This is a genomic window from Porphyrobacter sp. ULC335 (assembly GCF_025917005.1).
Lineage (GTDB): Bacteria > Pseudomonadota > Alphaproteobacteria > Sphingomonadales > Sphingomonadaceae > Erythrobacter.
On record NZ_CP078091.1, the window covers coordinates 179,319 to 201,399 of the forward strand.

A 22,081-nucleotide genomic window follows, 5' to 3' on the forward strand; every position below is an offset into this window, starting at 1 on the left:
GTGCTTCTCCTAAATTTCCATGCCGAGAGTGCGGCTGCGTTTCATGGTCAGTGAGGCGGTAAGGTCGCGGGTCAGATTGCAACCCGGATCCATGCTGATCCCAAGCTCGCGGCTGCGACCCCGCAGCAGCGATTCCATTTGCGGATCGCGTTCGAGGCTCTTCGCCATGCCGGCCATCTGGCGGGAGACGTTGCTAGCGTCGGCTCCATTGCCCTCACGCAGAAGCGCATCGCGCGCCCTGCTAAGGCGCTGCCAGTCACTGACGAAGCGGTTGGCGCGCTGGGCAGGATCGGTACGGATTTCAGCTTCGAGCTGCATTTCGCGGATTGCGGTTTGTGTTCGGCCAGCGGCAGCCTCGCGCATCAGTTCAGGCTGACGTTTCAAAGCGCTGGAAAGATCGGCTGCAGCATCCGGACGGATCACGTCGAGTGCTCGCCCTGCCTTCTCCAGGGCGTCGCACTGGTGCGGAAGCACAGGCAAGCCTCGCTGACGCATCTCGGCAATGTCGACGGCGGCGCGCGCATAACGTTCGACGGCGCGCCTTTGATCGGGCGCTCCGATCTCGTTGTTCACTGCCGCGGAAGGCTGGCGCGTCGGTGGGCGGAAATTGGCGAAGATCGAACGTGCCTTCTCGGGCACCTTGCGAACGACCTCGGCGACGCGTTCGCGGAACGTGATCCCGCGCCGTTCGGCGAAGGTCTGCGCCGCATCGGTGTGCGCGTAATCAGAGGCCATGTCCTTGCCGCGCTCGCGGCTGAGCGTGCGGACCAGTTTCCCCTGATCAGCAAAGTCATCCTGACCGTAATGCAGCGCAACGCTGTCACGGTGGCGCGACATCGCCACATAGGCCCCGTGACTATCCATGCCCGGCGACGCCAGCACATGCGCCCGGTCCACGGTCATGCCCTGCGCCTTGTGGATCGTGGCAGCGTAACCGTGATCGACATGCGAATAGTCCTTGAGGTCGAAAGCAAGGCTGCGCCCGTCATCGACCCGTACGGTCATGCGCTGCGGCGTCACATGTTCAACCGTGCCGAGCGTGCCGTTCTTGACCCCAAGCTCGCGGTCATTGCGCAGGAACATGATGCGGTCACCGCTGGCAAACTGCCGCTGGCCGCGCTCAGTACTGATGGCCACATCATCCCCAAGCTCGGCCGCATCGCGCAGCCGCTCTCGCGCCGCTTCATTGAGTGCGCGCACCTCATCATTGGTGTGCGTGAGGATGATCTGCTTATCGCTGAGGCTAGCCTGCCGCTCGCGGTCCCAACGCTCGATCAGTTCGCCGCGCGCCGCATCGCGCGTGTCGGCGGCATGCACCATTCCTCGCTCGTCATATGCGGCGATCGCAAGTCCCGTGCGCCCCGTGGCAAGCTGCCGGGTCGCATCGCGCTGCCAGTCCTCGCGCTGCCGCCGCACCTCGGTGATCTCGACCCCGCCGTGGCGCTCGTGAATGGCGCGGAACGCCGCGCCCGCTTCGATCGCCTGGAGCTGCTGGGGATCGCCGACCAGCACGACCTTTGCGCCAGCACCGGCGGCATGGGCAAGCACGCGCTCCATCTGGCGCGTGCCGACCATGCCGGCCTCGTCGATCACCAGCACATCACGCGAAGTGAGCAATTCGCGGCCTTCGCTCCACTGATGTTCCAAGCTGGCGATCGTCCGCGAGGCAATGCCTGAACCGTTCTCCAGCCCTTCAGCTGCAATGCCCGACAGCGCCGCGCCGCGCACATTGTAGCCCGCGCTCTCCCAGGCCTCGTGTGCAACTCCGAGCATCGCGCTCTTGCCAGTCCCGGCATAGCCGACCACCACGCTGAGGCCGCGCTCGCCGGTCACATGCTCGAACGCGGCGCGCTGCTCGCCGGTGAGGACCAAACCCCGCTCTGCGCCACGTACGAGCGCCATGTCGCGGCCACGCTCATTGACCGCATGCTGCCTGCGCTCAGCCATCAGCTCCGACGCACGCTGCAAGCGCTGCTCGGTGTCGATCATCTGGCGCGAGGTGAACCGCTCCTCGCCGCGTCCGTCCTTGCCTAACGCGACCAAGTCGGGCGCGTTGCGCACCGCACTCATCACCGCATCGAACTGATCCTTGCCGTCGCTGTGACGGTGAACAAAGCGCGCAAGATCGCGGGTTGTGAAGGTGGCCTGCTGGTGCGTGATCGCATCGAGCGCGATGGTCGGATCGGCAATGATCCGTGCGCCATTGCGCTCGGCAATCGCGCGGTGTTCCTCGATGCGTTCCGCCTCAAGCCCGCGCCCCTCCATCCGCGAGGCGGCAGGGCCGATCTTGTCCTGTGGCTCCAAGCCAATGCCCTGCGCTTCCAGACTGCGGTGATCGATGCGCGCATCAATATCGAGCTCCGCCAGCCGCTGGTTGACGTGCTCTGCCCAACGCTCGCGCCAGTGCTCGACCAGTTCGGTGCGGTTCCAGTCGCGCACCTTTGCACCGAAGCCATCAGCATTAACCTCGCGCATCGTCAGCATGACATGCGCGTGCGGCTTGGCCAGGCCATCGGCCCCGATGTCCCAGTGCACATTGAGATCGGCAATCATGCCCCGATCGACGAACTCACGTTCGACAAAATCACGGGCGAGGGCGATGCCCTGTTCCTGATTCAGCTCTCTGGGGATCGCAAACTCGACCTCGCGCGACAGCTGCGCGTCCTTGCGTTTCTCGGATGCCTCGACCGCGTTCCACAATTGCTCGCGGTCCGACAGATGCTCGGGCGCCCCTTCGGGTAGCAGCACCTCCGAATGAACCACACCGCCCTTGTTGGTGAAGTCGTGGTCGCGATCGATCCGCTCGTCATGTAGCCGGCCGGCGCAGCGATAGGCAGCCGCCGCCACAGCGCTGCGCCCGGCCGAGCGGCTGATGACCTTCACGGAGAGATGGTAGATTGCCATAGCGGCAATCCAGTTACACCGCACAAGCCACGTCGGCACGACGTATAAGCGCGCCCTCACATGATAAAATCCTGTTCGGGACTACCCGGTCTCAATCGGTCCCGACGACCCTAAAGCCCTGAGGGCGTTCACGATCTACAATCAGCGCATCACCCCGAAACGGAGAACCATGATGCGCAAACCAAGAGACATCGATGCCGAGCTCAAGGCGCTCGCCGAGAAGACCAAGCAGCTCAAGGAACGCCGTGTGCTGCAGCTCGGCGAGCTGGTAATCGCCACCGGTGCCGACATCATCGACGCCGAGACCCTGGCCGGTGCACTGCTGGTCATCGCCGAGACCACGGATCCCGCCAAGAAGGAGAGCTGGCGCAAACGCGGCGCTGCGTTCTTTCAAGGCAAGAGCAGTAACGCTGGCAAAGGAGCTCAAGGCCAGCCGGACAGCACTCGCACGCCTGACAGCAACGCGGCACCGGCTTGAGGCCCGCAAGGCCCGCACCGACATGCGCGACTGGCAGATCAAGCGACGGACACGCACCAAACAGCTGATCGAACTCGGTGGGCTGGTCCAGAAGGCCGGGCTGATCGAACTCACCGATGATGATCTCCCTGTGCTGCTGGGCGCGTTCCTCGCCATTGCTGCCAAATTGCAGGGCGAGGAACGCGAGCAGGCATTGGCGCTGTGGCGACGCCGCGGCAAACGCGCCTTTGAACAAACAGAGTAAGAACAAAGGTGCGAGCCGACTCCGGCTTTGCTACACTCATCTGACCATGCGCACCGACCTTGATCATCTGCCCCCGCAAAAGCAGCGCGAGCTGGAGCGCGTGGTGCAGCTGATCTTCGAGGAGTTCGACGACGCCTTCGCGCTCGCCAAACACGAATGGAAGAAGGCCGGACGCATCCTCAAGGTGATCCTCTACGGGAGCTATGCGCGCGGCACCTGGGTTGATGAGCCCCACACCGCCAAGGGTTACCAGTCCGACTTCGATCTCCTGATCATCGTCAGCGACAAGCGGCTCACTGACCGGGTGAAGTACTGGGCCAAGCTCGATGAGCGGCTGATGCGCGAGTACGGTCTCACCGGCACCCTGCGCACGCCGGTCAACTTCATCGTCCACACCTTGCAGGAGGTGAACGACGGGCTCGCGCATGGTCGCTACTTCTTCATGGACGTGAAAGCCGAGGGGATCGCGGTCTACCAGTGTGATGACACGGAGCTGCACACGCCCAAGCCCAAGACGCCGACACAGGCGCTCGCGATGGCGCAGGAGTACTTTGTAGAATGGATGACGGCGGCCCAAGGTCGAGCGAAGCTTGCAAGGTATGCCGTTAATGAGGGCATGAACAAGCACGCGGCATTCGAATACCATCAGGCCACCGAAGGCCTCTATCACTGCGTGCTACTAGTGATGACCTTCTACACCCCTCATGTTCATAATCTCGCGTTCCTGCGCACCCAGGCTGAGCGGATTGATCCTCGCCTCACCTATGTCTGGCCGCGCGAGCTAAAGAAGGATCGCGCACGGTTCGAGAAGCTCAAGGACGCCTACGTCAAGGCCCGCTACTCGAAGCACTATCGCGTGACCAAGGAAGAGCTCGAATGGCTCGGCGCACAGGTCGAGGAACTCGGTCGCGTCGTGCACGAGGTCTGTTCAGAGCGGATCGAGAAGCTCAAGGCTGAGGCGAAGGCGAAGCCTGACAAGGTTCGTTGATCGAACCTCGCAGGGCTAAACTCGCCAGCCCCAAATTTCGCCTTATCGAACAATCGCCCGGCGATATCCTGCAGCCTGGGCCTCAGCCTCTGTGCAGAAATAGGCCTCCGCGCGGGTCACGTCGTAGTAGGGCATGCCCGGCAAGTGATAGATCCACTCACCGCGCCGGGAATGATTGCCCTTGATCAGGCACTGGCCATTGCCTTCGTAGCGGTGTGCGCGCCCCGCAGGTCGCAACGAGGCTTGCGCCGTTCGCGGCTGCGGGTCGGCCTGCTGGCTCGCCCGGTAATCTTCCGGCATCTGGAAGTCCCATTGCCAGATGCCGGCACGTGCAGCGCGCGCGCGCATCTCGGCGGCAACATAGTCATCGCCATATCGCCGAAACGCTGTGGCCCAGCCCGCTTCCACGAGTGCTTCGCCGATATCCACGCCGGATATCTGGCAGGTTGCCACGATCCGGCCATAGGTGTCCGTATCGCGCGGCTGACAGGCCAGAACTGAGTTTCCGATCAGTCCAGCAAGTACGTCCTTCGCCATCGCACCGCACGCGACCTCCGAGCCATTGCTGTAACAAGCTTGCGAGAATTCCGGGGCATCGACGCCGAACAGGCGAACCTCGGTTCCAGCGACACGCAAGGAGTCGCCATCAATGACTTCGGCAGGGCCTTCAATAACCTGCGCTGCGGCAAAGGACGGTGCACCCAGCGCTGCAAGCGCGGCGAGGATGTAGCGAATGTGTGTTCTCGGCATTGCGGATTTCCGGGTAACGATGCAGCGCGGCCTTATGGCGGGCCGGTTTACGATCTCGCGATTTTGCCAAGTGAGGCTTAACATTCCGGCCAATCCGTAAACTTTCGATATGCAAAGGATCCGCCCCGTCGCTTTGCACGTTCTTGTGACGTGCAAAGGAATCCTGCTTTTCTTCACATGTCGCATGATGCGCGGGGAGGCGTCACTGGCACATGCCCTTATGTCCCGTTCGGGAAATTTTCCGGAATCTCGTCGGGTCGGATGGCAAAATATCCCGTTCGGGAAATTTGACTTGCTTTTGAGCTAATCCGCGCGTATCTTTCCCGATCGGGAAAGGACGTGTTCACGTGCTCACTGTCACCACCATTGGCGCCATCATTCGCGACGAGCGCAAGGCGCTCGGCCTGCGGCAGGACGAGCTCGCGGCAGCGAGCGGCGTGGGCCTGCGGTTTCTGGTCGAGCTGGAGCGGGGCAAGCCCACCGTGCAGATGGGCAAGGTTCTCGATGTCCTCGCTGCCCTCGGATGCGATTTGCAAATCCTCGGCCCTGCCGGCGATGCCATTGTTCCGCAACCACCGGCATCTGTCAGGAGTTCAGGCGAATGACGCCGCCGATCCTCGATACTCTCAGGGTCTGGTGGGACCGGCGCCAGGCAGGCGAGCTTGCTATCGACAAGGGCGGCGCAATGCATTTCGCCTATTCGGCTGAATGGCTGGCGGATGACAGCGCACCCCCACTTTCGCAGGCCCTGCCCAAGCGAGGCGAAGCCTTTGACGATCACGTATGCAAGGCAGTCTTCGGAGGCCTCCTGCCTGAAGAGAGCCAGCGGACGGCGATAGCGCGCGCGCTCGGCGTGTCGCCGGACAATCCATTCCGCCTGCTTCAGGCTCTTGGCGGCGATGTGGCGGGAGCACTTTCGTTCCTGCCTGCGGGCGAGGAGCCCCTCCAGGACGAAACCAATGGTGATGCCGAGCCGCTCGATGAGGGGGAGCTGGCGGCCCTGCTCGACCGCCTCCCGGCGGCGCCCATGCTTGCCGGTGAAGGCGGGCCACGGCTGAGTCTGGCCGGTGCACAAAGCAAGCTCCCGGTGGTCCTGACAGCAAATGGCCGGATCGCGGTCCCGCGCCCGGGTGAACCTTCGACACACCTCATCAAGCCGGAGCCGGAGCGATTTGCCGGCCTTGCAGCGAATGAAGCCTTCTGTCTTGCTCTGGCCAGCGCGGTAGGTCTCGATACAGCCAGAGCCGAATGGCGGGAGGTAGACGGCAGGCCGCTGCTTCTCGTCGAAAGATACGACCGCGTATCGGTCGGAGGCAGGACGCAGCGCCTGCATCAGGAGGACTTCGCGCAGGCACTGGCGGTGCCTTCGAACAGGAAATACGCAGCCGAAGGCGGTCCGACATTCCTCGACAGTTTTGCGCTCCTGCGGAGCGCTGCGACGCGCCCGGCACGCGAAGTGCTGAAGCTCGCCGATGCGGCCATTTTCAATCTCATTGTCGGAAATGCCGATGCCCACGCCAAGAACTACAGCTTGCTGCGCCTGCAGACGGGTGAGGTCGTTCTTGCACCGCTCTACGATCATGTGGCCACCCATATGTGGAAAGAGCTGTCGCCCAGTCTGGCGATGCGATTTGGCCGGGCGGCCACGATAGAGGAACTCGGGAAGGACAATCTGGAACGATTTGCTGAGGATGCGGGGCTGCCCGCTCCTTTCGTGAAGCGAAGACTGTTCCAGATCGCGGTAGCCCTGAGCAGGGAGATCGCAAAAGGAGTGTTCGTGCGCGGTCTCGACGACCAGAATGCCATCGCACCAGTGGCAGAGGCGGTCGCGATGAGGGCAGCATACGCTCGCGATGGGCACCCGAGCACGTAGCCTGATCCTCTGCCAGCATCCGTATGCCGGGATAGACAATCTTGATGAGGCCAAGCTGGTCGAGGTTGGAGTTGGTGAAGCGCCAGCCCCTTCGCAGGTCATTCCATACCCGCTGCATCGATTTTTGCAGCAGGTGAGCGTCTATTGGAAATTGGGCAATTTGACGGATGCAAGTTTGTCGCGGCGCTGATGGCGGTGGGACGGACCAGTCGGAAAGACTGGCGCCTGTCATTACATCCGGAGCACGGATCGGGGGCTCAGATTGGCAAATGATCCAGTGAACCACTCCCCTCTTATGATGGTTCTCCCTTCCCCTTCAACTCCAGCACGCGCTTGGCATCGGCCCGAAGCTCCCCGGGTGCCAAAACGGCGAGGCACGCATTCAGCCCCGGTCTGCAATCCCGGGCACCCGAGATGCTGTCCTGATAGATCCGCTTGGGATCAACGCCTGCGGCAATGAGCGCATCGCGCTGCAGGTCATGGACCTGCCTGCCATCGGCTTTCGATACGCGGGTGTATCCGATCATTGATACGTTTTCGGCCATTTGAGCCCTTGGTCTCAACCGGACGGACACGCGGGTGTGGTAAAGCTGATCGTTCCGGCTAACAGACAGACGGTAAAGTTTTAGGCAGTCAGGCAGACACATGGCCCGCAAACATTCCAAACGAGAACAGTATCGCGAACTTCCGGAAAAGGAGGAGACTGAAGCTTCGGCGGCGCCGTGCTGGCTGTGTGGTCGGCCTACCGGCAAGACCATTGTGTGGCACCACCCCGTGCCCAAGAGCCGGGGTGGGCGCGATGTTGTGCCCATGCACTCCATTTGCCAGCAGACGCTGATCGCCAACTTCACCAATTCTGAACTGCAGCGCCATGGGACGGATGTCGAAAGTCTGCTGGCCTACCCGGCCGTCCGCAAATTCGTCGACTGGGTAGCCAACAAAGCCCCGGATTTCACCGCCACCATCTCCAAGAAGCCTCGCTGATCAGATTGGACTTTTCCGCGTTGATGCCGCTTGTTGCTCGCTCACATTGGCGGCGCGTGAGCCATATGCAGACTGTTCACTTCAGGCGTGCACGTGACGAGCAGGATTTGGCAGCTCGCAGGCGCGCCAAATCATCACACGCTCCATTCGGCAGGATTGGCATCGTTACCAATCAGCGCAAGGCCATGAGCAATGGACGTAAGCTCCCCGCCGGTGGCGATTTGCTCAGGCCTGAACCGCCGTTCAAACAGAGCCCGGATTGCCGGGATGAGTGACGAGCCGCCGGTCAGGAAAACCCGATCAATGGCGGCAGGCTCCAGTTCGGCTTTCATCAGTGCGGCATCCATTGCTGCTTCGATCCGCCGCAAATCTTCGGCGATCCATTGCTCGAACTCTCGCCGACTGACGATCGCATTGATCTCAACGCCGCCGCCAGCAAATGCGAACTGCGCTTCATCACTGGCTGATAGCGCCCGCTTCGTTCGTCCGACAGCTTCGTAAAGCGGGAAGCCCTGCTCATGTTCAATGAGGGCGATCATGCGTCCAATCGGAGCCGGATCGACCGCGTTGCGCTGCAATTTGCGAAGCTCCTCCAGCGTTCGCTTGTTGCGCATCATTGCAAGCCGGGACCAGTCGGCAAAGTCGCTGAAATAGCCGCCGGGTATCTCCAGAATCTTGTCGAAGCTCCGATACATCCCGCGCTTGCCGAGCAGCGGTAGGACGAGATGATCGACAATCCTCTTGTCGAAGCGATCGCCTGCGATGCCAACACCTGATGAAGCCAAAGGCTGGCAGCGGCGGCAGCTGCCAGGTTCCGCCACGCGAACAACCGAGAAGTCGGTAGTGCCGCCCCCGAAATCAGCGACGAGCAAGGTCGTCGGACGATCAAGCCGTGAGGCAAAGCTGAAAGCTGCGCCCAGTGGTTCGTAGACATAATGGAGCTCCGAACCCCATTGCTCAAACATCAGATCGTAGCGTTGACGCGCCAGGACTGGATCAGGACGCGGACCGGCATATTCGACAGGTCGGCCGACCACGATGAGCGGCGGCAGCCTGGATAGCTGGCCGCCGGCGTGATCGCGGAGCTTTTGCAGAAACAACTGCCCGAGATCTTCGAACCGGAACGCCCGCCCAAAGATCTGCGCGCGCTCGAAGATCGCACTTGCGGCAACAGTCTTGAACGACTGGACAAAGCGGCTGTCGAGTGGCGATTGTAGAAATTCAGCGATCGCCCATGGACCGGCTTCGCTGGCAATGCCGTTCGGCCCGCTGCCTTCTTCCCAGAAGCACAGCGCCGACCGGAAAATCTCGCCGGTCGCCTCCTCTCCGTCAAAGGAAATCAATTGCGACTCTTCCCCGCCGCCGCTGAGCGCAGCCACGGTGTTTGTGGTACCAAAGTCGAGGCCGAGGGCGGTCGGCGCAATACCAGACACGGGGCCGGGCCTTTCATATTCAGGATGAACCAGAAGGGCGGCGCCTATTGCACGCGTCACTAGGGGCGACAAGGTCGCTAGCGACCCCTGCAGCTTTACGCAGGCGGGTCATATGCACTGAACCTATAGCTTGAGAGCACATTTCTGAGAGGCAGCTGTCGACCCAGACCCCGTCGTCCCCGAGCATTAACGGCAATGTCTGCTTCCGCCGAAAGCCGCCATGCAGCTTTCTGGATCGCGCATTAGCCAGCCTCATGGCTGAAGCTGGGTGGTTTACTGACTGACTGCTTTTCGGGTGAGAGAACGAGAAAGCTGCCGTTGAACCTTGCCGAGAAATGTGTCTCCTGCCGACCAGAGCAGGTGGTTCACTTTTTACCAAATGGAGTCTGGTTTCGCCAAGAGCCGTTGTCCCGCTGTCCGGATCGCGCATCTACCTTTTTTAGGTAGAGGCCGCGCTAGCCCCCGGGCTTGGACGGGCTAGCACAGGACGAATGAAGAATTTGTCGCCCTGTCAGTGACATTTGGGGGATGACAGCACGTAGAAAGGTCATGTCTGGGCATTTGCCTCTTTTCATGCCGCGAATTGCGCGGCCACCGCCTGAAACAGTGCAAAGATTGTAGAATACAAAGATTCGACCAAAAAAGGCTGGAATGCAGACCTATTGCCAAGATTGCTGAAGCCGCTCCTGATAGAGTTTTGATGCCCGCAGAAAGCAAACAAGGGCACATGCAACGCCGGAGAGTTGCTCTTCGTCGACTTCTTTCGTGAATAGCCAAGCGAAATGGTTGCTAAGGGAGAGCGCCCTTGATGACGCTAAGGCGCTCTCCCTGATCGCGGATCCCTATCAGAACCGCACTTGGATGGTGGCTCTGGCACCGTGGTCGGTGACGGTGTTGCCGATCAGCCCGGTGTAGCCGAGCGAGATGGCGAGGTTCTCCTCGAGTTCCAGCGTCGCTTCGAAGCGGGCGGCGAGCGCAAGCTTGTCGAGTTGTGCGCCCGTTACTGCGAAGGCCTGCGCCGGGGCTGCGGCCAGCGCTAGCTGGGCCTGCGGATCGCGGTCGCCGAGCTGGCGGCGGCCGGCGAGCGTGCCGGCGATCTTGAGACTCTTGCCGACTGTCACCGCGCCGTCGATCCCGCCGGTCACCGTGGCGGTGTTGTAGCGCTGCTGGCGCATCGCCAGCACCGCTGCGCCGCCTGTCTCGGTCAGAGCGTCGAGCCTGAAGCTGCCGACCGTCCCGTTGACGAAAGGCCGCAGGGTGCTGCCCCCTGAACCGAAAGTCCAGGACAGCTCGGCAAAGGCCTGGCGGGCTTTGCCCTCGGTCCGGCCGGCGTTGGTCTCGGCAAAGCCCGGCAGGGCGATGTCGCGGAACGCGGTGAGATCGACGCTGGTCAACGTGCCGCCCAGCGCCGCGCCGAACCCGCCGCTGTTGAAGGCGCCATAAACGCCGCCGCCTGCCTGCCGGACCTCGGCCCGCGACACGCGCGCGGCGATGCTCACATCGCTCTGCACGCGCATCCCGAACGCGCCGAGGCGCCAACTGGCACTGTCGTTCGCCCCGCCAACATCGATGCCGGTTATGAACCCGGTGCGGTCAGCCTCGAAGCTGGCGGCGTTGCCATTGCTGTTGCCGTCGCCCCAGCCGCCGAACAGCTGGCCCCACGCGCCCGCGCCCTTGCCCGAAGCCGCATCGGCGCGCGCCGCTGCCGCCACCGTGCCGATCCGCCCGAGCACGGCTTCCTTGATGAGCCGCTCCTGCTCGATCCCGACGCCGGCCGCGGTCGCATAGACCTCGCCCGAGAGCTGGTTGAAGGCACCCGGCAGCTGCGCCGTCGGCAGGGCATAGATGTTGAACAGCGGCTGCGGGTTGTAGCCCGCTGCCACCGCGCCATCGATGCCGGTCAGCACCGAACGCTGGTTGGCGGTAAGCGCCGTGTTGCCGACGATGTTGGCGAGGGTGTTGGGCGCAAAGCGCAAACGGACTTGCGTGCCGGTGTAGACCAGTTCGGGCCGGTAAAGGATCCCGAACCCGGCCGTGCCAGTGGAGCCACTGAAGGTCCCGCTGCGCCCGCCATTCGCATGCAGCAGCACGATCTCGCTGTTGAAGGCATAAGTGCCGCCGAGGTTGGTGAGCGCGGCCGTACCGCCAAGCGCCGCCGTGCCGGACGCAAGGATCAGGTCGGAGGGGCCCGTGGCGCTGACTTCAAACTGTACCGTGCTGCCCGCCTGAAGCGTGACGTTGCCGTTGACGTTGAGCGTGCCCGGGCTGGTTCCCGGCGCGATCGTGCTGCCGCTCTGCGCCACCAATCCGCCGATCGCCCCCGTGCCCGACAGGGTCGTGCCGTTCTGGACGGTCACCACCGAGCGCGCGAGGCTGCCGTTCACTCTCAGTTCGCCGCCAGCCACGAAGGTGCCGCCGGTGAAGGCGCCGCTGTTGCCGCTGAGGGTGAGCAGCCCCGCGCCGGTCTTGTCGAAGCGACCTGCGCCCTGCAAGGACCCGGCATAGGTGCCCGCGGCCACCTGTGCGAACTCGAGCGCCGTGCCTGCGTCGATCTGGATAGGGCCCTGAAGCGAAGTGGTGGTCCCCACCAACCGACCGCCGCTGACGAACGTGCCGCCGGTGTAGGTGTTGGCCCCGGTCAGCGTGGTGTTGCCGGTGCCGAGCTGGACGAACTGGCCGGTACCGCTGACCACGCCCGCAAACGTCACCGCGTCCGAGCGGTTGATCAGGAGCATGCCGTTGTTGCGCACCGGACCCACGATCGAGCCGGAAGTGCCCGCGTTGCCGAGCACCAGCGCACCGCCGGTGATGGTGGTGCCGCCGGTGTAGGTGTTGGTCCCGGTCAGGGACTGCACCCCGGTGCCGACCTTCTCGAGGCTGCCCGAGCCGGCGATCACTCCGCCGAAGATCGCATTGGCGTTGAGCCCGCCCACGCTCAGCCGCGCGCCGCCGAGCGTGATGCTGCCCGCTCCGCTGAGCGCGCCGACTGCCGTGTCGAACCCGGCCAGGTCGAAGGTGCCGGCGCTCGTCTGATCGAAGACGCCGATGGCGGTGGTGGTGCCGGTCAGGGTGAAGATGCCGGTGTTGGCCACGTCGCCCGCCAGCGTGCCGCGCACCTGCGCGGCGCCGTTGTTGGTGAGCCCTTGGCTGATCGTCCCGCTCGAGGTCAGGGCGCCGTCGTTGCGCACCCCGAGCGCGAGCGTCCCGCTGTTGGTGGCGGTTCCGGTCGCGCCGTTGAAGAACAGGCCGCGCGTCACCCCGGCATTGTCGAAGACCGCCCTGTTGCCAAGGTTGCCCACGATTTCGGCGCCCGCCAGAAGCCGCAATGTGCCTGCGTTGACGAGAATAGTGCCGGTGTGGGTGTTGACCCCGGCCAGCGTCAGCGTACCGGTGCCGTTCTTGGACAGCGAGCCGATCCCCGAGATCATCCCGTTCACACGCGTGTCGCCTGCGCCGGTGATGGTCGCGGTGTTTGCTGCCAGGTCAATGTTCCCGAGCGTGAGCAGCCCCGCATCGCTGGCAATCGTGCTCGCACCGGCCAGCGTGATCGGGCCGGTAAAGCTGTTGTTACTCGCAACATTGCGCAAGCCGCCCAGCCCGCCGACGCCCGCTCCCGCAAGGCTCAGCGCCTCGCCGGTGATGGTCACGCCGCCCTGAAGGCCCAGCGTCGCGCCCATGCTCACCGTGGTGCCGCCCGCCGCACTGCCGAGCGCAGTATCGCTCGCCGCAATCAGCGTGCCGGCGTTGATGATGGTCGCTCCGGTATAGGTGTTGCTGCCCAATAGGCTTAGCAAGCCCGTGCCGAGCTTGGTCAACCCGCCGCTGCCGCTGATCACGCCGCGGAAGCCCGTGGAGGCATTGTCCGCGCCGACCGTCAGCCTTCCCGCTCCGAGCTGAACTGAACCAGATCCGATCAGGCTGCCGATGCTCGTGTCGAACCCGCCGAGGTTGAACAATCCAGTTGGGTTCTGGGTGAAACCCTGGATGCCGGTGGTCGCACCGTTCAAAATGACCGTGCCGGAATTAATGACAGAGCCGTTCATTGCGCCTGCCAAACCGGCTGTCGCGCCGACATTGTTCACCAAAAGACCGTTGACAGTCCCGGTGGACGCGAAGCTCTCTGAATTGACGATATTGCCGGTAACCGTCCCCGCGTTGGTCAAACTACCTGCCACCCCGATACTAATGTTACCGGTCCAGCTTGCGCCTGCCGCATTAACGATCTGTGCGCCCCGATCGACCAAGCCGTTGCCTAGAACCGCCCCCTCATTAGTGACCCGTCCGCCCACGATAGCGTTGATGATTTGCCCGTCGCTTAGCGAAATGTTGCCGCCCGCGCGGTTTATCAGCGTTGCGCTCGCGGACTCAGCCTGGATACCCAACCCATTTACCGTCCCGGTGTTTTCGAACACCCCGCTAATGATCCGCGATATGGCAAGTGCACTGGGAATGTCGCCAGCGGGAATCCTCCACAGGCCGCTGTTGGTGATCGTACCTCCATTCTGGATCGCGAATGCACCAAGCCAATTCCCGGAATTGGTAATCGCGCCCGAACTAACCACGAAGGCATTGACCGTGCCTGCATTTATGACGGTCGCCGAATTGCGCACCTCGCCTGAAAGGACGCCGCTGGCTGCCAGGGCTAGCGTCCCGGCATTGACAAAAGTTGTGCCGGTGTAAGTGTTGGCCCCCGAGAGCGTCAATGTGCCGGTACCGACCTTGGTCAGCCCGCCGCTCCCGGAGATGACGCCCGAGAAGTCGCCCGCGCTGGACGTGCCGCCGACCGTCAGCCTGCCCGATCCCAGCGAAATCGTACCCACGCCCACCAAGCGATCGATCGTGGTGCCAAATCCGGCGAGATTGAGCGCGCCGGTCGTGCCCTGACTCAGCGAACCAATCCGCGTGCCGGGAGCAGTCAGCGTCGCGGTGCCGAGGTTGATGAAATCAGCGTTCACCACACCCGCCAACAGGACTGTGCCGCCGGACTGGTTGTTCAGGACGCCATTCACACTCCCGGTCGAGGTAAAGCCGCCGAAGTTGAGGGTGCTGCCGTTGATCGTGCCTGAATTGGTAAATGTCGCCGAGTTGCGCACCTCGCCCGCAAGCACGCCGCCGGCCGCCACGGACAGTGTCCCCGCATTGACGAAAGTCGTGCCGGTGTAGGTATTGGCCGCGGACAGCGTAAGGGTGCCAGCGCCGGTCTTGGTCAGCGAACCGTCCCCCGAGATCACGGCCGAGATGGTCGCGCCCACGCCGCTCGCGGTGCTGATGCCGACCGGCCCGCTCAGCGCGAGGCGCGAGGCCGCATCGCCGCCTGCGATCACGTAGCCATTGGTCAGGAATGAAAGCCCCGAAGGCGCCACCGCCTCGCCCCCAGCAATGGTCACGGTCCCCGCCGTGCCGCCGAACACCGCAAGGCTGCCGTTGCCCGCCCACGGCCCGCTGACGGTGCCAGCCGCATTCGTGAAGTTGTTGCTGGTCAGGCCCCAAGTGCCATCGCCGCCGACGACCGCGCCAGTCGGGGTGACGCCCGAACCGTTCCACCACACCAGATCGCTGTTGTCGGCGGCATTCAAGACGATCGTGTTGCCGTTGACTGCCAGGTTGCCGATGAAGCCCCCGCCCAACGGATTAAGCGTCATGTTGCCAAGCGCGCCGGCCAGTGATCCGAACGACATCAGGGTGTACTGCCCGGTGCCGAAGCCCGCGCCGCGCACCACATCGATTGCACCGCCGTTAAGCGTCAGAGCGCCGGTCATCTGGATAAAGTCGTTGACCCCGTCGAGTTCGCTAAGCTCCAGACGCGTGATCGAGCCGGCGTTGAGCGTCAGCGAGTCGAACGTTATAACCCCGGGGCTCTGGCCCGGTGCCAAAATGCCGCCGTCTTCGATTGTGACTGCAGCCCTTATCGTGCCCGTGCCGCCCAGGGTGCCGCCGCCGCTGACATTGATCGTGCCCCCAAGCCTGCCATTCACCAGCAACGTGCCTCCCGTGACGGTCGTCGTGCCGGCGAAGGTATTTTTGTTGTTGAGGATCGTGGTGCCGGTCCCGGCCTGCACCAGGTTGCCGGTGCCGTTGATCACGTTCTCGACGGAGTAGGTGTTTGCGCGATTGAAACTCAGTGTGCCGTTCGCGCCGATCGTCACATCACCCGTGCCGAGCGTGCCCGTCGTTTCGCCAGCGCCGATCTGCAACGTACCGCCATTGATCGTGGTGGTGCCGGTGTAGGTGTTGGTGCCGGTCAGTGTCAGGGTGCCGGAACCTTGCTTGGTCAGGGACCCAATCGTCTGGAATTCGTAAATGGTGCCCGAAAATGTCGTATTGGATGCATCGCCTACGGTCAGAGTCGCGTCGACGAGCACGTCATTATCGACTAAGATCACCTCCCCGTTGCCCTCAAGGCTGCCAATCGTTTCCTCCTCAACAAAGAGCCGCCCGAAACCGTTGACCGTGATGCGGCTTTCATCCGGCAAGGCATTCCCACCGAGAAGGTCTAAGCTACCTCTCTCGATAATCGTTCGGCCGCTCCAGTTGCCGTTGCCAGTACCGCCAAGATCGACGGCACCTCTGAAATTGATAATGAGAGCGCCAGTGCCAAGCTGAAGACTGTCCCGGAAACTTATGCGGCCTTCGCCGGACAGCGTCAGATTCGTGTCCTGCCCACTAATATTGAAGAAGTTCATTCTGCCATTTCTGGCTCCGGCTATCACTGCATCTGCCGCAAGTGTGACGCTGCCAAACGAAACGAAAGCAACTGACCCACGAAGCGCGCCAGAACCGCCTACGCCGGCTCCGCTGATCGTGATCTGTTCGTTGAAGCGACCCGGATAACTTGCCGGACCAACAACGAGGCTGGCGCCGTCGGATATGATCGTCCCGCCTTCGGTACCACCCAGCGCAGCGGCATTAGTGATCGTCAACGTCCCAGCGTCGACGAGCGTCACGCCGGTATAATTGTTCGCGCCCAAAAGCGTCAGATTGCCCGCACCCAGCTTGGTCAGGCTGCCGCTGCCGCCGATTACGTTGCCGACCGTCAAGTCATTCGAGCGGTTGAAGATCAGGCTGGTGTTGTTTGTAACACCTCCCGTCCCGAGCGTGCCGGTGGTCCCGCCGTCGCCGATCTGCAAGGCGCCCGCGCTGATCGTGGTCGTGCCGGTGTAGGTGTTGTTGCCCGTTAGCGTCAGCGCGCCGAGCCCGATCTTGGTCAGCGCGCCTCCATCGAAGATACGGCCTGCAAAGGTGCTCGAAATATCGTTCGATCCCACCGTCAGGGTCCGGCCAGGAACGATGAACACCTGAGCACCGGAAGCGCCTGCTAGCCCCCCGATGGTTTCCGACCTCTCCACCAGCAGGTCACCTGCATTGATGGTTACGACGGCACTGTCACTGATCGCCGAACCGCCGCCCAGCTGCAGCACGCCGCCATTGATCATGACCGCACCGAAGGTGTTGCTGCCGGTGATGGCAATCTGGCCGATACCATCCTTGGTCAGCGTGCCGGTGCCGAGATTGATCGCGCTCGTGATAGACAGGATGCCCGTGCCGCCGATCGCGAGGTTCCGGTTGGCGCCAGTGATCCCCCCGGTGAGGAAGGTGGGGAAGCCGAAGTTGTCGCCGCTCGAATCCGAATTGATCCGTGCATCCGCCGTCAGCGTGATCGGTCCGCGCACCGACGACGCGCCGGAAATGATGCGGATCGCTCCGCCATTGCCCACCCCATTGCCCGCGATGCTGAACGCTTCTTGGACGGCGAGCGTGCCCTCGATCTCGACCGTCGCGCCGTCGTCGACGGTGGTGCCGGCGGCGGCGGTGCCGAACGCGGTCGCGCTGGCTGCTCTGAGCGTGCCTGCCGATACCGTGGTCAGGCCCGAATAGGTGTTCGCCCCCGACAGCGTCAGCGTGCCGCCATCATGTGTGAGGCCGAGCGTGCCCGCACCGTTCTGGATCACGCCTCCAAAGATGGTGTTGGCCAGCAGGTTCCGGGTTGTTAGCGTAGCCGCCCCGCCGCCGCCGGTGATCGTGCCGCTGCCGGTCAACTGGTTGAGCCTGGTAGAAATGCCATTGAGATCAAGCGTGCCATCAACATTGACGGCGCCGCCGATGCCGAATGATCCGACGTTACGGAGATAAGCGACAGACGCGGCATTGCCGATGCGGAGGGTTCCGCCATCGATGCTGACCGCTCTGCCATTACCTACAGTGACCGCGGAGAAAGGTGCACCCTGCCCGAACGCCAACACCACTGTGCCGGTGTCGGTGGTCGTTCCAAAGCGGGTGATTCCGTCGCTCAAGTCGGAGAACTCGTTGCCGGTCAAGGTTAGCGTCGTGCCGGAGGCGGCCGAGATCAGCGCATTGGTGTTGCTAGTGATCGTCAGATCATTGTCGAGCGTCGCATCGGCACCGCCGCGCAGCGCGCCGCCCGTGAACCGGATTTCGCCTGTGCCCAGCGCACCACTGGCGTTCACCTGCAGCGTGCCTTGCTGAATGGTGGTGGTGCCGGTGTAGGCGCTCCCGTCGAGCACCGCAGCCAGATTAAGCGTGCCCGCGCCCGTCTTGGTGAGGCCTGCGATCCCGGTCAGCGATCCCGTTAGAATGAAGCCGTTTGCGCCGGTATCGATGGTGCCGTTGAACGCTTGCGGCATGGACAGGATCAGCGTCGTCAGACTACCCGAATTCAGGATGGTGCCCGTTCCCGACAAGCGCGACAGTTCCACGCCGAAACCGTTCACGTCGAGCGTGCCGCCCGCTGCAACATTGATCCCGCCTTGAGATTGCACACCGAAATTGGGGTTCGCGAAGAAGCTGAGAACATTGGCGCCATTCGCGTTGCCCACCCGCACCGTGCCGCCATTGACCGAGAGGACGGATGAGGAAGAAATCGTGGCATCGGTCAACGCCAATACGATCGTCCCCGCTTCGGTTGCCGAGCCAAGATTTACGGTGGCGAGAGTCTGAGTCCTGAGGTCGGTAAAAGTCAGCGTGCGCCCGGTGGCCGCTGCGATCGTGCCGCTCACATTCGCATTGAAAATGGCTCTCCGGCTCAGACTACCGTCAAAATCACCGATCAGCTTGGCGCCGTTCGCGGTGAACGTGACCAGTCCAGAACCGAGCGCAGCATTCGAGCCGACCAGAATCGTCCCGCCCGCAATGTTGGTGCCGCCCGAATAGGTATTCGTCCCGCTCAGCGTCAGCGTGCCGGTGCCAGCCTTGGCCAGAATACCTGCTCCGGAAACTACATTGCCCAGCGTCTGATCGCTGGCGATAGCGAAGGTCGTCGTGCCCGAGGCGATCTCGACCCCGCCGGTTAGCGTGCCGATATTGGTGATGGTGTTGGTGCCCGAAAGGCGCATCGCCAGCGCGCGCGTCACGCCATCGCCGCTGAGCCCGCCCGCAATCATGCCGGTGTTGTTGATCCTCACGTTGGTGCCGATCAGGCCGATGCCGCCCATTCCGGGGGTCGTGCCGGTGCCGCCAGCGCCGCCTTGCAGAGTGCCGGCGTTATTGAGCGTCCCGCGCAGCAGGATCATCCCATCCCCGCCGTCACCGCCATTACCTGCAACAACCCCGGTGCCGCCATTGCCGCCCGCGCCGCCGCGCCACTCGCCGTCGGCGGTGAGGACGACCGTGCCGACCACATCAAAGTATATCCCAGCGCCGCCATCACCGCCGTTCCCGCCGTTCCCGGTCGCGCCGCCGGCCCCGCCAGCCCCGCCGGCCCCGCCGATCCGCAACCCCCGGTTCGTGAAAATCGCGCCGACCGCCTCGCTCACCCGTCCATTGGTGCCGCCAGCCCCGCCGCCGCCGCCTGAACCCGAACCGAGGCCCGCTCCGCCCAAGCCGCCAGCGAAGGCAGTGAATCCACCATCGAAAACGACATTTCCCGACGTAAACGAGATGCTTGACAAGGCGCCGCCGCCGCCGCCGCCGCCACTGTTGTTAGTGGTTGCGTTTCCGCCATTCCCTCCACGGAAGACGATACCCGAGCCGCCTGCTCCGCCCGCGCCGCCACCTGCGCCTTGCCCCGCGCCGCCAGCAGCGCCGGCGTTGCCGGCACCACCACCGCCGCCGCCCGAACCGGCAGCTACGCCATCGCCGCCCGCCGTTCCCGTGCCACCGGCTGCGAGGCTGCTTGCACCGCCCGCGCCGCCCCCGCTGCCGCCGTCACCGCCGGTCGACTGCGCAAATGCCGCGCCCGGAGCGACCAGCACGCCGGCTGCGGCCACAGCGCTGATCGCCGAGAAAAGCGCTGTGGAACTGAGCAGGCGATTCGCCGTGGCCGTGCTGCGGGCGCGCGAAGGGGCAGGCGCTGATGCGCGGATGGTGTGGCTGGACATATGGATTTCCCCTGAGTGAAGTGATATCGTCTCGCGTAGCAGGCGGCCCCGCCGAAACTGTGCGCCCTCGAAGAACGCCGGATCGGTCATAGTTATACTGCGTAGTCTAATGACATCGGCGCGTTAAGGCAATCCGCGAAATCGCCGCAAGGCTCGCCAGCACCGCTCATCCTGCCGCCGTCGCAGCGCTGATGAGGATTTTGCAATGCGCCCGCGATTCCGCTACAAGGCGCCAAGCGGCGTGCTACGGCGGGCCGCACGTTTTCTGCGCAGGCCACACCCCCGCTGGCCCGCATTCCAACCCGGCAAAGACCCGCATTCCTCATGGCAAGCGAACCGCCCCCAGCCCGTCCCAAAGGCGCCGCCGTCTCGACCCGATCGGAACAGGCCATCGTCGCCGCCGCGCGCTCGTTGTTTCTCGAACGCGGATACGAAGCTGTCAGCGTTGACGATATCGCCCGCATCGCAGGGGTTGCGCGCCAGACCGTGTTCAACCGCTTCAAGACCAAGGACGCTGTGTTCCGGGCGATGATCGCCGATCACTGGACCAACTGGGGCAAGGGCGCAGCGATGGAGCAGGTGCCTTATGACGCTCCGGTCGAACAGCACCTGCGCGCCATTGCCAACTCGATTGCCGCCTTTCAGGATGACACGCAGCAGATCCAGTTCCAGCGGCTGGTGGTCGCCGAATCCCGCCACCACCCGTGGATCGGGCCCGCCGCCTACCGTTCCGGCAAGCAGCCGCGCATGAAAGCGCTCGCCGCGCATTTCGGCCAGCTCCACAAGGAAGGGCGCCTGCACTGCGAAAATCCCGATATTGCCGCCTGGCAATTCGTGGCGCTGGTGCAGGAGTTCATCGTCTGGCCCAAGGTCATGGCGGCTGACGAACCGCGCGACATCCCATCGACCAAAACCGTGATCGATGAAGCTATCGCCACATTCATGGCGCGGTATGGTCCACGCCAGTAAGCAAGGCCTCCAACCCGACACAATGTGCCGGCTGCCCTGCTCGACACAGATGATCATGCGCTCGCTGTCGATGTCTCCGATCCTGAGGTGCGTCACCTCCGCCACGCCCAAGGCCCCGAACTGACGGCGCATCCTCACCGCAAACACCCCTGCCGCGGAGCGGGTTCGTCCAAGTCCCATTTTCAGCGGCTCCGTGGCCCATGAACACGTAGCTGCTTTCAGGAAGTCGCAGGTCGCCACCGAGTGTCTGACTTGGGGTCGCTTTCAGAATTTCGACTTTTGGCAGAACTCGGGCCGAAACCGACTGACCGGAATTGGCGGAAACGGTCATTCAAGCACGCAAATCCAACTGGCAGGAAAGTCCCAAATCTGGGTATACAGACCCATCGGCAGGCAACGCTCCTCTACGACGATTTCCCCTGCCCCTCGGCCTCTGTGCGGAAATAGGCCTCCGCGCGGGTCACGTCGTAATAGGGCATGCCCGGCAAGTGATAGATCCAATCACCGCGCCAGGAGTGGTTGCCCTTAATGAGGCACTGGCCATTGCCTTCATTTCGCCGGGGACGCGCGGCGGCGCAAGGCGAGCGGCGCGCGGTTCGAGTGCGGCCTGTTGCGTTGCCCGGTAATCTTCGGGCATCTGGAAGTCCCATTGCCAGATGCCGGCGCGTCCGGCGCGCGCGCGCAGCTCAGCGACAACGTAGTCATTGCCATATCGCCGGAACGCCGTGGCCCAGCCCGCTTCCACAAGTGATGCGCCAATATCCACGCCGGATATCTGGCAGGTTGCCACGATCCGGCCATAGGTGTCCGCATCGCGCGGCTGACAGGTCAGAACTGAGTTTCCGATCTGACCGGCAAGCACATCCTTGGCCATTGTTCCGCATGCGACCTCGGATCCGTTGCTGTAACACGGTTGCGAGAGCTCCGGCGCGTCGACACCGAACAGACGGACCTCGGTTCCGGCGACACGCAAGGAGTCACCATCAATGACTTCGGCGATCCCTTCGATGACCTGGGCAGCAGCCATCGATGGAATGCTCAGCGCGATGAGCGCGGCAAGGCAGGAGGATAGATTTGATCTCGGCATGGTATCGTTCGGGATAGGAGATTGTGTTGTCGCATCA

General features: G+C 63.3%; 12 protein-coding genes and 1 pseudogene. 7 read left to right on the plus strand and 6 right to left on the minus strand.

The features are described from left to right. Positions 1-9: 9 nt before the first annotated feature. Positions 10-2,904 carry a Ti-type conjugative transfer relaxase TraA gene (gene traA / locus KVF90_RS00885; RefSeq protein WP_264392975.1) on the minus strand — a complete coding sequence of 965 codons (2,895 nt, stop codon included), beginning with the start codon at positions 2,902-2,904 and terminating at the stop codon, positions 10-12. A 172-nt stretch (positions 2,905-3,076) separates the two neighbouring features. Between traA and KVF90_RS00890 the strand changes: the two genes are divergently transcribed. From KVF90_RS00890 to KVF90_RS00900, 3 genes are read left to right on the plus strand one after another with little or no spacing between them, the layout of a single operon-like run. Next, positions 3,077-3,382, plus strand: a complete 306-nt coding sequence (locus KVF90_RS00890; RefSeq protein WP_264394593.1) for a conjugal transfer protein TraD — start codon at positions 3,077-3,079, stop codon at positions 3,380-3,382. 22 nt (positions 3,383-3,404) lie between these two features. Continuing rightward, on the plus strand, positions 3,405-3,626 hold the full coding sequence (locus KVF90_RS00895) for a conjugal transfer protein TraD (protein WP_264392976.1): 222 nt from the start codon (positions 3,405-3,407) through the stop codon (positions 3,624-3,626). Positions 3,627-3,672: 46 nt separating this feature from the next. Beyond that, positions 3,673-4,614: a HEPN domain-containing protein gene (locus KVF90_RS00900; protein WP_264392977.1), complete on the plus strand. Its 942-nt coding sequence runs from the start codon at positions 3,673-3,675 to the stop codon at positions 4,612-4,614. A gap of 42 nt (positions 4,615-4,656) precedes the next feature. Here the strand turns inward: KVF90_RS00900 and KVF90_RS00905 are convergent, their stop codons facing one another. Next, positions 4,657-5,448: a thermonuclease family protein gene (locus KVF90_RS00905; protein ID WP_264392978.1), complete on the minus strand. Its 792-nt coding sequence runs from the start codon at positions 5,446-5,448 to the stop codon at positions 4,657-4,659. Positions 5,449-5,711: 263 nt separating this feature from the next. On the opposite strand from KVF90_RS00905, the gene KVF90_RS00910 reads away from it, so the two are divergent. Next, on the plus strand, positions 5,712-5,969 hold the full coding sequence (locus tag KVF90_RS00910) for a helix-turn-helix transcriptional regulator (RefSeq protein ID WP_264392979.1): 258 nt from the start codon (positions 5,712-5,714) through the stop codon (positions 5,967-5,969). Then, positions 5,966-7,237 carry a type II toxin-antitoxin system HipA family toxin gene (locus KVF90_RS00915; protein ID WP_264392980.1) on the plus strand — a complete coding sequence of 424 codons (1,272 nt, stop codon included), beginning with the start codon at positions 5,966-5,968 and terminating at the stop codon, positions 7,235-7,237. Before KVF90_RS00910 ends, KVF90_RS00915 begins: the two co-directional genes overlap by 4 nt. A gap of 350 nt (positions 7,238-7,587) precedes the next feature. Here the strand turns inward: KVF90_RS00915 and KVF90_RS00920 are convergent. Further along, positions 7,588-7,764 (minus strand): annotated as a pseudogene (locus tag KVF90_RS00920) (recombinase family protein); the annotation flags it as partial. 118 nt (positions 7,765-7,882) lie between these two features. Here KVF90_RS00920 and KVF90_RS00925 point away from each other — a divergent pair. After that, positions 7,883-8,221, plus strand: coding sequence for a hypothetical protein (locus KVF90_RS00925; protein ID WP_264392981.1), 339 nt, complete (start codon positions 7,883-7,885; stop codon positions 8,219-8,221). A 134-nt stretch (positions 8,222-8,355) separates the two neighbouring features. Here the strand turns inward: KVF90_RS00925 and KVF90_RS00930 are convergent, their stop codons facing one another. Together KVF90_RS00930 and KVF90_RS00935 are read right to left on the minus strand one after the other, a co-directional pair. Continuing rightward, positions 8,356-9,645 carry an Hsp70 family protein gene (locus KVF90_RS00930; RefSeq protein ID WP_264394595.1) on the minus strand — a complete coding sequence of 430 codons (1,290 nt, stop codon included), beginning with the start codon at positions 9,643-9,645 and terminating at the stop codon, positions 8,356-8,358. 854 nt (positions 9,646-10,499) lie between these two features. Continuing rightward, positions 10,500-19,988: an autotransporter-associated beta strand repeat-containing protein gene (locus KVF90_RS00935; RefSeq protein WP_319641041.1), complete on the minus strand. Its 9,489-nt coding sequence runs from the start codon at positions 19,986-19,988 to the stop codon at positions 10,500-10,502. 324 nt (positions 19,989-20,312) lie between these two features. On the opposite strand from KVF90_RS00935, the gene KVF90_RS00945 reads away from it, so the two are divergent. Next, the gene (locus KVF90_RS00945) at positions 20,313-20,957 is read left to right on the plus strand and encodes a TetR/AcrR family transcriptional regulator (protein WP_264392982.1); all 645 of its coding nucleotides are present in this window, start codon (positions 20,313-20,315) and stop codon (positions 20,955-20,957) included. A gap of 460 nt (positions 20,958-21,417) precedes the next feature. Here KVF90_RS00945 and KVF90_RS00950 read toward each other — a convergent pair whose 3' ends face one another. Beyond that, the gene (locus KVF90_RS00950) at positions 21,418-21,984 is read right to left on the minus strand and encodes a thermonuclease family protein (protein ID WP_264392983.1); all 567 of its coding nucleotides are present in this window, start codon (positions 21,982-21,984) and stop codon (positions 21,418-21,420) included. Positions 21,985-22,081: the final 97 nt, after the last annotated feature.